The organism is Chromatiales bacterium, assembly GCA_024234935.1.
Lineage (GTDB): Bacteria > Pseudomonadota > Gammaproteobacteria > Steroidobacterales.
In genome coordinates this window covers 463,962-475,430 of record JACKNI010000001.1, presented here as the reverse complement: position 1 = coordinate 475,430, position 11,469 = coordinate 463,962, and the positions used below count along the sequence as shown (strand labels likewise).

The 11,469-nt window shown below is 60.9% G+C and carries 14 protein-coding genes and 1 tRNA gene; 2 read left to right on the top strand and 13 right to left on the bottom strand.

Going from position 1 to position 11,469, the window contains the following annotated elements; genetic code table 11:
* Positions 1-6: 6 nt before the first annotated feature.
* From ccmE to ccmA, 5 genes are read right to left on the bottom strand one after another with little or no spacing between them, the layout of a single operon-like run.
* The gene (ccmE, locus tag H6979_02230; protein MCP5138660.1) at positions 7-474 is read right to left on the bottom strand and encodes a cytochrome c maturation protein CcmE; all 468 of its coding nucleotides are present in this window, start codon (positions 472-474) and stop codon (positions 7-9) included.
* A complete protein-coding gene (gene ccmD, locus H6979_02225; GenBank protein ID MCP5138659.1) occupies positions 471-644 on the bottom strand; it encodes a heme exporter protein CcmD in 174 nt (57 codons plus the stop codon). The genes ccmE and ccmD overlap by 4 nt, the downstream gene beginning before the upstream one ends.
* On the bottom strand, positions 641-1,399 hold the full coding sequence (locus H6979_02220; GenBank protein MCP5138658.1) for a heme ABC transporter permease: 759 nt from the start codon (positions 1,397-1,399) through the stop codon (positions 641-643). The genes ccmD and H6979_02220 overlap by 4 nt, the downstream gene beginning before the upstream one ends.
* 19 nt (positions 1,400-1,418) lie before the next feature.
* Entirely contained in the window at positions 1,419-2,078 is a 660-nt protein-coding gene (ccmB, locus tag H6979_02215; protein MCP5138657.1) for a heme exporter protein CcmB, read from the bottom strand.
* Positions 2,079-2,095: 17 nt separating this feature from the next.
* Entirely contained in the window at positions 2,096-2,713 is a 618-nt protein-coding gene (ccmA, locus tag H6979_02210; GenBank protein ID MCP5138656.1) for a heme ABC exporter ATP-binding protein CcmA, read from the bottom strand.
* A 207-nt stretch (positions 2,714-2,920) separates the two neighbouring features.
* On the opposite strand from ccmA, the gene H6979_02205 reads away from it, so the two are divergent.
* Complete coding sequence (locus H6979_02205) at positions 2,921-3,871, top strand: FHA domain-containing protein (protein ID MCP5138655.1); 951 nt, start codon at positions 2,921-2,923, stop codon at positions 3,869-3,871.
* Positions 3,872-3,930: 59 nt separating this feature from the next.
* Positions 3,931-4,443, top strand: coding sequence for a hypothetical protein (locus tag H6979_02200; protein ID MCP5138654.1), 513 nt, complete (start codon positions 3,931-3,933; stop codon positions 4,441-4,443).
* Between the two features lie 9 nt (positions 4,444-4,452).
* On the opposite strand, the gene H6979_02195 is transcribed toward H6979_02200, so the two are convergent.
* The 8 genes from H6979_02195 to H6979_02160 form a co-directional block, all read right to left on the bottom strand.
* The gene (locus H6979_02195) at positions 4,453-4,911 is read right to left on the bottom strand and encodes a DUF2269 family protein (protein ID MCP5138653.1); all 459 of its coding nucleotides are present in this window, start codon (positions 4,909-4,911) and stop codon (positions 4,453-4,455) included.
* Between the two features lie 38 nt (positions 4,912-4,949).
* Positions 4,950-5,525, bottom strand: a complete 576-nt coding sequence (locus tag H6979_02190; protein MCP5138652.1) for a heme-binding protein — start codon at positions 5,523-5,525, stop codon at positions 4,950-4,952.
* A gap of 74 nt (positions 5,526-5,599) precedes the next feature.
* Positions 5,600-6,355 carry a tryptophan-rich sensory protein gene (locus tag H6979_02185; GenBank protein MCP5138651.1) on the bottom strand — a complete coding sequence of 252 codons (756 nt, stop codon included), beginning with the start codon at positions 6,353-6,355 and terminating at the stop codon, positions 5,600-5,602.
* A gap of 175 nt (positions 6,356-6,530) precedes the next feature.
* A tRNA-Leu gene (locus tag H6979_02180) sits at positions 6,531-6,619 on the bottom strand.
* A 52-nt stretch (positions 6,620-6,671) separates the two neighbouring features.
* Positions 6,672-7,070, bottom strand: coding sequence for a DUF169 domain-containing protein (locus H6979_02175; protein MCP5138650.1), 399 nt, complete (start codon positions 7,068-7,070; stop codon positions 6,672-6,674).
* Complete coding sequence (locus H6979_02170; GenBank protein ID MCP5138649.1) at positions 7,024-7,218, bottom strand: hypothetical protein; 195 nt, start codon at positions 7,216-7,218, stop codon at positions 7,024-7,026. Before H6979_02170 ends, H6979_02175 begins: the two co-directional genes overlap by 47 nt.
* On the bottom strand, positions 7,215-10,247 hold the full coding sequence (locus tag H6979_02165) for an efflux RND transporter permease subunit (protein ID MCP5138648.1): 3,033 nt from the start codon (positions 10,245-10,247) through the stop codon (positions 7,215-7,217). Before H6979_02165 ends, H6979_02170 begins: the two co-directional genes overlap by 4 nt.
* The gene (locus H6979_02160; GenBank protein ID MCP5138647.1) at positions 10,244-11,392 is read right to left on the bottom strand and encodes an efflux RND transporter periplasmic adaptor subunit; all 1,149 of its coding nucleotides are present in this window, start codon (positions 11,390-11,392) and stop codon (positions 10,244-10,246) included. The genes H6979_02165 and H6979_02160 overlap by 4 nt, the downstream gene beginning before the upstream one ends.
* Positions 11,393-11,469 lie beyond the last annotated feature (77 nt).

The following is an 11,469-nucleotide window of genomic DNA, read 5'->3' as shown; positions in this document are numbered from 1 at the left end:
CAGACTTCAATTCAAAGCAGCGTCGGTGGCGGGTGGTACCGCAGGCGGCGCCTGACCGTCTGTGGCCATGGTCGCTGCGACTTCCGGTGGCATGTAATTTTCATCATGCTTGGCCAGAACCTCCTCGGCACGGAAGACACCGTCAGCATCGACGTGTCCCATCGCAATAACCCCCTGCCCTTCCTTGAACAGATCTGGTAGCACGCCCGAATAGGCCACTGTCATGGTTTTCGCGTTATCGGTGACATCAAAGCGGAGTTCCATGTCGCCCGGTTCGCGGCGGAGGCTGCCCTTCTCGACCATGCCGCCGAGGCGGATCTTCTTGCCCTCAGGTGCTTCCCCGGCAATCGCCTGGGTCGGGGTGTAGAAATAAAGGAGGTTTTCCTGAAAGGCGCGCAAGGCCAACCCGACCGCAACCGCAACACCAGCGACGAAAAGCCCTACCAGTACCATTCTCTGTCTGCGAGGAGTCATGTGCTCACCTTTCTGCCCGATTGTCTGACCAGCCGCAAGTGCAGACGTTCCCTGGTCTGCCGCAGTTGGCTGCGTGCCGCCAGCAGATTTAATATCAGCACGATGGCGGTGATGCCAAACGACGGCCATACGTATTTGGCGTAACCGCCCATCGCCAGAAATTCACTCATCGGTCCGTTTGCCTGATACTGGTGCTACGCAGCACATCCTGTGCCCAGCGCGAGTGGAATTCACGCTCGAGTACCTCACCCCGCACCCGCATCGCGAGTACGCCCAGAAAAAACAGCGTAAAGCCCAGAATCATCGTCAGCAATGGCCAGAGCATGTTAAAGACAATCGACGGCGCATCGAGTTTGGAGATCGAAGGTCCCTGGTGCAACCCCGCCCACCACAATACCGAGAAGTGGATGATCGGCACATTGACCACGCCAGCCAGCGCGAGCACCGCACTGGCCCGGTCGGACTGGTTCAGGTCATTGAAGGCGCTGCGCAGACTCATATAACCAAAGTAGAGGAACAGCAGAATCAGTTCCGAAGTGAGACGTGGTTCCCACTGCCAGTAGGTTCCCCACATGGGCTTGCCCCATAACATGCCCGTGACCAGTGCTGCCGCAGTGAAACTCGCACCGATGGGCGCGCAGCTCGCCGCCACCGCATGGGCGAGCTTGATGCGCCAGATCAGGCCGATACCAGCGGCAAGCGCCATCGTTACGTAGATCATCATCGACAGATAGGCAGATGGCACGTGCACGTAGATGATCCGGTAGCCGTCACCCTGCTGATAGTCGGCCGGTGCAACCACCAGTCCGCCCCAGGTGCCGAGGACGATGAGCAGCAAGGCCGGCCAGAGCAACCAAGGTACCAGGCTCGCTGCCACGCGATAGAAATGCGGCGGCGATGCGAGGCGATAAAACCATGTCCACATAAGTCCGGTTGCTCCGTATTCAATCTGCGCTGATACGTATCGCCATGGCCGCGGCAGGCGGTGCAAGACTCAATGCGAGAGCAAGCAGCGCACCCAGCAGATAGAGCGGCCCGGTCGGGTCATCGCCGCTCAGGGCAATATCCGTAGCGCGCGCGCCCAGCATAAGCACGGGCAGCATCAGCGGCCCGACCATCAAAGCCAGCAGCACGCCGGACTGGCGCAGTCCGGCCGTCAATGCCGCGCCGATTGAACCCAGCAGGCTGAGCGTTGGTGTACCGACCAGCAATGACAGCAGCAAGGTGCCGATTGCATCGGCCGGCAAATGGTAGGTGATGGCAAGCATCGGTGCCACGGCTACAACAGGCAGCCCGGTGACCAGCCAGTGCGCAAGGGTCTTCGCGAGTATAACGAGACTCAATGGATAGGGCAGTGTCAGCAGTTGCTCCATGGTGCCGTCCTCGATGTCGGCACGGAACAGCTGGTTGAGCGAGAGCAAGGCGGCGAGCAGCGCGGCAATCCACAGTACCCCTGGCGCGAGCGCGCGCAGAAACTCCGGGCGGGGATTCAGCGCCAGCGGGAACAGGGCGACAACCAGCACGAAGAAAACGACCGGATTGCAGATATCCGACCAGCGTCGCATGGCGATCATCAGATCGCGCTGGAGCACGACCCAGAACAGGCTGCCCAGTCCGAGATTCAAGCTGCCTCTCCCATTTGCAGCACAGTGGTCCGCGCTGTGCCGAGGTCGATGGATTGATGGGCGACGATGACCGCAGTGCCTGAGTTGGCCAGGTGCTTCTGCAACACCCGTTCCAGAAACTCGCGCCCGGCAGCATCGAGATTCGTCTGCGGCTCATCCAGCAGCCAGAGCGGTGCGCCGGACATCAGCACCCGGGCAAGTGCGGCGCGACGTTTCTGCCCGGCTGACAGGACGCGGGCAGGCAGATCAGCACATGCGGTGAGCCCGGTCGATGCGAGGAGTTCAGGAAGCGCACCGGTCGCATAGCCGGACAGCCGGGCATAAAAGCGCAGGTTTTCCAGCGTCGTCAAATCAGGCTTAAGCGCCGTTGCGTGGCCGCAATAGGCGATCGCGTGACGACCGGTCCCGTCGCGTCCGGACAGCGGGAGCCCCTGCCACTGAACCTCACCCTCTTCGGCCAGGGTCAGGCCAGCGATCACGCGCAGCAGCGTCGTTTTGCCCGAGCCATTCGGACCCCGGATCAGCAACGCACCACCCGGTGCCGCAGCAAACGACAGCTGATCGAACAGACAGTTCGCACCGCGCCACAGCGTCAAACCCGTGCCCGTGAGCAACTCCACCTCCGTAAACCGCTTCCCTTGCGGCGCGCCATCCTGCACCAGGATCCGCTTTTGAAACAAGTTATTGAATGAATTCGTTCATATCACTTCGCGGACCCGCCGACGCAAGCGAAGCGGCCATCGCCCTGGCATTCCTCATGCTTTACATAACTGAGATGCCTAACTAGACTGATCCCAAACAAGAAATGAGCGTTCGAGCCATTGTCTGCACTGATCAATACCGGTGAACTACAGGCTTCCGGTCGCGAACCGGTGCCGCGCGTCGCGACACTGACCGCCGCCTCGGCCTACCTGAACCGCTGCCTGCTTGGTCAGCGTCCATTCGCGGTGCTTACCGGCAGCGCGCAACTGACGCTGGGGACCCTCCTAGACCATCTGGCCGCTGAATGCCAGCGCCGCGACGATCTACACCTGGTACGGATCAATGCGCCCGGTGACAGTATCCCGGATTTCCTGACCCGCGCACTGACGCAGCTTGGCTTCGAGCTCGAGGCGGTCGAAGCTGATGATCTCCACAACTTGCTCATGGTCTTTCTGCGGCATGAAGGTGCCCGCGGACGCAGGACCGTCTTCCTGATCGAGCATACCGAGCAGTGCGGGCCTCGCGTGCTCGAGTTCTTGCAGGTCCTTTCGCGAGTGCGGGTGAGCGCGATACCCGCCGCTACCTTTGTCCTGGCGGGCACCCAGACGCTGTGCCGGATCCTCGATTCCCCCGGTATGGCCGGACTCAGGCAGTTCACGCGCGAACGCTTTGACCTTGATGCAGCTGTGGTTCGCGTTACAGAGCCGGCGCTCAGCGTCGTTCGTGGTCCGCACCCCGCCGGATGGTCGCCCTCCTCGGGACCGGCCGACGCCAACCAGCGCGGAAGCCTGGTCGTCATGCTCGATGGCGCGATTCTGGAGCGACGGACACTCGCCTGCGGCCGTATGCTGATCGGCCGCAGTCAGCACAACGATCTGTGCCTGCGCAGCCGTTTCGTGAGCCGCCATCATGCTGTACTGATCGTTACCGAAGATGAGGTCCATATAGTGGACCTGCGCAGCACCAACCCCGTGCGCGTAAATGGACAGCCGGTAAAAAACCAGGCTCTGGCAGCGGGAGACCTGCTCACCATAGGCAACTATCAGCTACGCTTCGACGCCAGTCTTTGACCTGTTCGTCGTGGAGCGGCCAGTCGATGGTGATTCGCTACAGCCTGTATTTTATTGTCATGGCTCTGTACACGGCACCCCTGCTGGGCGTCACCGTGATGCCGCCGGAATTTCTGCTGGACTGGGACCACGGTGCAGTATTCCTGCTCGTAATCCACGAGTTTTCCGGATTTATTTTTTTCGGCCACACCCTGTTCAGCAATATCTGGGCCATGCGCGTGCGTATGACGGCCGATCACGCAACGGGCGTGATGGCCCGAGCGATGCTGCGCAAGATGGCGCTCGGCATCACTGCCCCAACGTCGATACTGAGCCCGCTGGCTGGTCTGCTGCTGGTCAACGGCTGGTTTGGCGGATTCGCATCGGCGCCATGGGCACTCGCTGCCTACGTCGCCTTCTGGATCATGGCAGCGATACAGCTGGTGCCAGACATCATCCGTTATGCAGTCGACACCCATGCCGCTGATCCGAAGCGGGATGTGAAGACGGCAGCGATCCGCGGAATCGGCTCGACGATCCTGACCTTCTACATCATCTGGTGCATGGTCACGAAGAACGCCTTGATTATCTGAGGCCACCCGCTACCAGAGGATCGGCTTCCAGACCATCAGGTACAGGACCACGAAGACGCTGACCGTGATACCGATCCAGCTAAAAGTGAGTCCGCGTGACAGCGCTGCAATCTGCCGATGATCTGGCGGCTGCTGCGCGGTCAGCCGAATCCACTTCTTCATGAACGGACCATAGGCGGTGCCCATCGCTGCCAGCACCAGTGTCAGAACCAGGCTGACGATAATCCACGGCGTGATCGTCGGCCATAGGGACAGCCACATGGTGGTACCGCAGATCGTGGCGACGATGTAGGACGGAACCGCCAACCGGTCATCGATTTTCTTTATCAGACGCAGGATATTCGAGCCATGCACAGGATCTGCGTTGGCTGCCAGCAGCCAGAAAATATGCGTTACGTTTGATCCGAAGCCGATACAGGCAGAGGCGATATGCAACCATTTAAGGCTGAGATAGATTTCGGCAGTCATCCCGCCCCCGCCTCACAAGTGCTCCGAACCGGAGAATACTAACGCACAGGGAGCGAGTCGACTTCAATCAATACTTCGTTACGTCGCATGAACGGCAAGGTGAATGGCGCGTTATAGCGGGCCAGTTGCGGTTCCCCGCGCACGCCGATACCAGCCGCAGCGAGGGCAGCAAGCAACTCGTCACGACTGGCATTGTAGTTACTCTCGGTCCAGCGACCAGAGTAGCGAAGTACTGCGAACAGCCTTGCCGGCTCACGCACGATTCTTATTCTTGAATCTGCCGGGACCGGTGCGGTTTCAAGGGTGTACTTTTTCGGCAGGGTAAAGGCAATACGCCATCCACGGACTGAACCGGTTTGCTGCACGGGTACAGTCATGGCAATTTTCTCGCTTCCTGCCGTCTGGGATACGGGTGCCGTCATGGCGATCTTCGACTGTGCGGTGTTGCCGCCGCTGATGTATCTGAACAGACGGCGAAAACCTTCGTTACCTGCGCTCTCGAAGTCGGCTGCATCTTCGACCAGTGTCTCAGCCGTCAGGTAAGGAGCATATTCCCTGTACTCAACCTTTCCGTCCGTGTGCCGGACCGTGTATGCGGGCTCCTCGATGCTCATGGCTGGACTCCCAGATAACAGCGCGACCGTAAATAAAAGTATATGGAGCAGTCCAGCTGACCGCGCCTGGTTATTCATGATGACCGGCGCGAAGGCGCCCGACCCGGCCAGATCGCCGCCACGCTGACCACCACCATTACCGCGCAAGCTGCCGCGGCTGACAGCCTTACAGCATGGCTTGTTTCGAGCGTCTGCAACACGATGCCGAGCGACGCCCAGCCGAATACCGCTGTATACACGACGTCGTGCGTCTTGACGCCCATGGCGGTATAGATGGCCGTTGCCGTCACAACGGTGAGAAGTGCCCAGTCCTCCATCGGCAATCCAAACGGCCAGGTTTTCAGCTCAAAAAACCAGGCAGCAAGATTGGCGAGAACTGCCGTGCTGATCCAGCCAAAATACAGGCTGAACGGCGTATTCACGCAAAGGCGTTCGGCGAGTGATGACGCAGGCGTTGCCCGCAGTCGCACATAGATGAAGATCAAGCTTGCGAGCAGGACCAGCATCAGTACCAGACTCTCGAATATCCGGCCGTAATGCCACATGAAGATCCAGAGGGAATTGGCGACGCAGCTGAGCCAGTATGCGGGCTCTATGCTGCGCACACGTGCCGCTTGGGCCGTCGGAACACGCGCAGCATGGACAGCGAAGGCCGCAAGTCCAAGGTAGATCAGTCCCCAGATCGAGAACACCCAGCCCGCGGGCGTAAAGCCTGTCGGATAGCGCGCGCTGATCTCACCTGTATTCACGCCGTTGATGGGCAGGATATTTGCCGCAGCGTTTACCCCGATGACAAGCAGGGTAAAGAAAATGGAGAAATATCGGCGCATGGCGGGATCTCCGTTATACCTGTACTGAATCGGGAGACGGCAGTTTGCCGCTGCTTGTGCAGGGTATTCGCCGCCAGCGGCAATCCGGATTCGCCGCGTTGCGCTCACCCCCTGATAAAAGCAGATCGCCCTGGTCGTTGATGATGCCCCTTGCCTGCGGCATCTATGACCGGAATGGTGCCCGGGGCCGGAATTGAACCGGCACGACCCTTTCGGGTCAACGGATTTTAAGTCCGCAGCGTCTACCAGTTCCGCCACCCGGGCCTGCAAGACATTCTAGTGCCTGGCGGCGGCAGGCGCATCGGCATGGTTCTCCTCAGGGCTTTTTCAGCATGGCCAGCCACTTGCCCATGCCGACGCTGTCCGCCTGTTCCTTTACGACAGCCGCAGTGACAACCGGGAAAGCCTTTTCCTCTGCGAAATCTTCCACGTTGCCGACGGCAAACTTGCGTACGAACTTTGGCGTCTTTGCGATTGTCGCCATCGCCTCCTCGTCCCAGGGCATGCTGATAACCGAGCCGCCCAGGAGTTTGACGAGATTGTTGGCCCAGCGTGCCGGAATGACCACAAACATCTCTTCCGGTTTGAGCTTGTTGTTCATGCGGCCGCCCATGTCGCCGGGCGTCAACACCACATTCTCTTCGTACCAGGGCGTTGCGAACATGTCGCTACAAAACGATGATGGAATCGATGCGAATCTGCTCGGTCCCCTCATGTACACCGGTGATGTAGGCGCCGTGCAGGCAATCCTGATGTGACCGGTCGAAGTAGACGATCTTGCCGGAAAGCACCGTACAGATGCCGGCGATATCCAGCTGCGAGGTTGATGTCTGCTTCAGGGCTGTGCCGGTTGATCCGGTCAAACGGGCTTCCTCCATCTGCCAACCATATCAGCAACCAGGGAATAAGCCGCAGGGACGACGACCAGGGACAACAGGGTAGAGGTAAGCAGCCCGCCGATCACAGAGACGCCGAGCGGTGCACGGAAATTGCCATCAGCGCCAAAACCCAGCGCGATCGGCAGCATGCCTGCGCCCATTGCCACCGTGGTCATGATGACCGGACGCGCACGCTTGCGACAGGCTTCCAGTATGGCTTCGCGTCGTGACAAGCCCTGGTCGCGTTCGCCGATGATGGCGTAGTCGACGATGAGAATGGAATTCTTGGTTGCGACGCCAGTCAGCATCAGGAGGCCGATCAGGGATGGCAGTGACAGCGCATATCCGGTGAGCAGCAGTCCGCCGAACGCACCCGCACCGCACAGCGGTACAGCGGCAAGAATTACCCAGGGCTGCGAGGCGCTGCCGAAAAGCAGCAACAAGACGACATAGATGCTGACCAGGCCTGCCAGGATCGACATGCCGAAACCGAACAACAGTTCGCCAAGTGCCTCGGCATCGCCGCTTGGCAGGACGCGGACACCGGCCGGCAGATTTCTCAGTGCCGGCAATGCCCGGACTTCCTTGAGCACGGTGCCGACCGGCAGGCCATTCAACTCGGCTGTCACGCGAATGTTGCGCTCGCGGTTGAGACGGTCGATCTGTGCTGGCCCGCTGCCTTCGCGAATCGTTGCGACGGCCGAGAGCGGCACGCTGCCATCCCGCGTTGGTATACGCAGCTTCGACAGCAGTCCGACATCGCCAAGTGCGCGCTCCGCAACCTGTACGCGGATCGGGATCTGTCGCTCGGCCAGATTCAGTTTGGCCAGCCGCTGCGTAAAATCACCGCTGGTAGCAACACGTGCGGCAGTCGCGATATCGACGGTTGTGACACCGAGATCCGCGGCCCTGGCCGGGTCCGGTGTGATGATCATCTCCGGCTGCAGCAGCGATGCGGTGGATGAAACACTGCCGAGACCGGGCAAGGTGCGAACGGCCGCCTCTACGTCGCGCGCAGCGGCTGTCAGTAGTTCGGCATCGTTGCCGGCAAGTATGATCTCGAACAGCTTGCCGGGACCCACCGCCACAAAGCTGCTGCGTACGCCGGGCAAATCGCCGAGCCGTTTGCGCAGTTCGGCTTCCAGCTCCGGAACACTCCGTTTGTGATCACGCTTGAAGGATATGATCAGGCCGGCCTTGCGAAGATCGCCCAGGAAACCACCTTCATAGCCCATATTGGCAACCGCACCTATGCGTGCATAGACGCTGTCAACCTCCGGAACCTGCAAGACCAGTTGCCGAGCCTGCTCCGCAACTTCGGTCGTCTCGCGCAGGCTGGCTCCTGGCGGGAGCTCGAGCGATACCTCGGTACGGGTACCGCTGCCGGGTGGAAGAAAGGTCGTTGGAATAAGCGGTACCAGCGCGAGAGAGCCCAGGAATACGGCAAAGGCAAGCAGCAGCGTGCGCTTCCGATGGCGCAGGGCTGCTTCCACCCAGCGAATATAACCGGGCATCCAGCCCGATTCCGGGATGGCCTCCCCGGCCGACTGCATGAACTGGGCGGCCAGCATGGGTGTCAGGAGTCGCGCCACCAGCAACGAACAGAGTACGGCCGTGGCCGCCGTCCAGCCGAACTCGCGGAAAAACAGGCCGACCTGGCCACCGATCATTGCCACGGGAACGAAGACTGCAACCAGCGTCGCGGAAGTTGCTATCACCGCGATGCCGATCTCGTCTGCCGCGTCAATGGCTGCCTGCCGAGCTGACTTGCCCATGGCGCGATGACGCGCGATGTTCTCAACCTCGACAATGGCGTCGTCGACAAGGATGCCGATGACCACCGCAAAGGCGAGCAGCGAAAGCAGGTTCAGGCTGAAACCAAACCAGTGCATCATGGCAAAAGTGGGAATGACCGAGAGCGGCAAGGCCACGGCACAGATCCACGTGGCCCGCCAGTCGCGAAGGAAGATCCAGACCACCACGACGGCGAGCACGGTACCCTCAAGGAGCATGGCGACCGATGCGTTGTAGGAATTCTCGGCCGGCTCTACGGCAGAGGCTACTTCGACAAAGCTGAGCTCGGGATGATCGGCTGCAAGCCTTGCAACGCGTTCGCGAATACTTCGTCCCACTCCCACTTCGCTCGTGCTGTGGGCGCGCTGCACGGAAAAAGATACGACAGGTTGGCCGTTGAGCAGAGCGACATCCTTCGGTTCGGCGAAGCCGTCGGTGACTGTGGCCACCGCGGACAGGCGAACAACCCGACCATCAGGCAACGACAGCGGGTAATTGGCCAGTGCTGCCGCCGTGCGGACGGTCGCGACCGTCCGCACCGACTGCTCGCTGCCGCCCACGGTGGTGCGTCCGCCGGGCTGCTCTACCTGGATTCGCGCCAGCTGGTCGGAAAGCGTGCCGGCGGTCAGCCCATAGGCCTGCAGGGCATCAGGTCGCAGATCGACACGGATTTCCCGATCGAAGCCGCCGATGCGTGTGACCCCGCCGACACCGGGTACATCGAAAAGCGCCTTGCGGACGGTATCGTCGACAAACCAGCTCAGTTCGTCCGGTGCCAGATTTTTTGACAAGACCGCATAGGTCAGCACCGCCCCGCCAATGGTGTTGACCCTGGCGACAACGGGCTCGTCGATATTCTGCGGAAGATCGATGCGGATGCGGTCAACCGCATCGCGCACTTCCTCCAGCGTCCGGCTCATGTCGTGGCCAAGCAGGAACTGGATACGTGTCTGCGAGCGGCCTTCGGTGATGGTTGAATGGAGCTTGTCGATATTCGCAATGCTTGCGACCGCATCTTCAACCTTGCGGGTTACATCGGTTTCAAGCTGGGCTGGCGTCGCACCATTGAGGGTTACCGTCACCGTGATCTGCGGGACGGTGAAGTCCGGCAGTGTTGAAATCGGCAACTGGCGCAGGCCGTAGAGGCCGGCCACGCAAAGCGCGACAAAGATGATCACCGCTCCGGCCGGGTTGCGGATACCCCAGAGCGAAACGTTCATTGCAGCGATCCGGACGCTCCGTCGGCCGTATCACCGACCTCGCGAACCACGTCGCCGTTACCCAGAAAACCGGCACCGCGACGCACGACCCGCTCGTCGGGCTGCAGCCCGGAGAGAATCTCGGTGAAATCTCCCCGCCGGACTCCGATCTTCACGCGGCGCTGTTCGACCCGTCGCAGTGCGCTGCCGGCGTCTTCGCCGTCCAGACCCTTGGCAACGAAGATATAGGCAAAGCCGTCGCGGAACACGACCGATTCACGCGGCACCACGCTGGCCGGCGCACTCGCAAGCAGGATTCGGCCCTCCGCGAACATGCCCGCACGCAACGGCCCCGGTTCCGGAAGATCGGCATAAAGAAGGCCCGTACGTGTCGATGGATCAACGGCGGGTGACACGGCTCGTACTTTTCCGCTGATCGTCTCGTTTGACGGGCCGCTCAACTCCACAACCGCGCCGGGCTTGACCCGGATCAGGTCAGCCTCGGCAAGGTCTGCCCGCCATTCGAGCCGGCCGCGCCTGATGAGTCGCAACAGTTCGCTGCCAGCCGATACGACCTGTCCCGGTTGTACCGAGCGCGCCGAGATGATGCCATCGTCGGGGGCTGACAGGGTTGCGAAGCTGAGGCGCAGTCGCGCCGCGTCACGGTCAGCCTGTGCGGCGACAAGTTGCGCTTCAGCACTGCGCAGGTCGGCACGCAATTTGTCGCTGTCGCTGGACGATATAAGCCCCTGCCCCACCAGCGAATCTCCACGCGCAGCGTTGGCCTGAGCGAGCTCCAGAGCAGCCTTGGCCTGGGTGACGCTGGCCTCGGCCTGACGAAACTGTACATCGAGCGTGCGGCTGTCGAGCCGCAGCAGTGGCTGCCCCGCACGCACGTGGTCACCCACTTCGACCAGAACCTCCGTGGCACGGTTGCCAGTCAGTTCCACGCCAAGCGACATTTCCTGCCAGGCGCTCACCGAGCCGGACACGGCAATCGACCGGGCGACCTCACGGGTTTCCGGTGCGACCGTGGTTACGACCAGGCCGGGTGCCGGGGGAGCAGATGATGGTGCCTTGGCCGAGCCGCAGGCGGCGAGGATTGTCGCGAACGCGACGCCCAGAAACAGCCTTCCTCGCGAATGCAGACAGCAATGCTGAATCATGATGCAGATACTGACGAAAGGGCCCGGAGTGTAACGTATCGGTATGCCGCCACAATCGGATTACATCTACTCACCGC

What these genes read in the sequence shown, in the direction of transcription:
- ccmE (MCP5138660.1), bottom strand. Translation starts at nt 474, where the DNA reads ATGACTCCTCGCAGACAGAGAATGGTACTGGTAGGGCTTTTCGTCGCT.
- ccmD (MCP5138659.1), bottom strand. Translation starts at nt 644, where the DNA reads ATGAGTGAATTTCTGGCGATGGGCGGTTACGCCAAATACGTATGGCCG.
- H6979_02220 (MCP5138658.1), bottom strand. Translation starts at nt 1,399, where the DNA reads ATGTGGACATGGTTTTATCGCCTCGCATCGCCGCCGCATTTCTATCGC.
- H6979_02200 (MCP5138654.1), top strand. Translation starts at nt 3,931, where the DNA reads ATGGCTCTGTACACGGCACCCCTGCTGGGCGTCACCGTGATGCCGCCG.
- H6979_02195 (MCP5138653.1), bottom strand. Translation starts at nt 4,911, where the DNA reads ATGACTGCCGAAATCTATCTCAGCCTTAAATGGTTGCATATCGCCTCT.
- H6979_02190 (MCP5138652.1), bottom strand. Translation starts at nt 5,525, where the DNA reads ATGAGCATCGAGGAGCCCGCATACACGGTCCGGCACACGGACGGAAAG.
- H6979_02185 (MCP5138651.1), bottom strand. Translation starts at nt 6,355, where the DNA reads ATGCGCCGATATTTCTCCATTTTCTTTACCCTGCTTGTCATCGGGGTA.
- H6979_02175 (MCP5138650.1), bottom strand. Translation starts at nt 7,070, where the DNA reads ATGAGGGGACCGAGCAGATTCGCATCGATTCCATCATCGTTTTGTAGC.
- H6979_02165 (MCP5138648.1), bottom strand. Translation starts at nt 10,247, where the DNA reads ATGAACGTTTCGCTCTGGGGTATCCGCAACCCGGCCGGAGCGGTGATC.
- H6979_02160 (MCP5138647.1), bottom strand. Translation starts at nt 11,392, where the DNA reads ATGATTCAGCATTGCTGTCTGCATTCGCGAGGAAGGCTGTTTCTGGGC.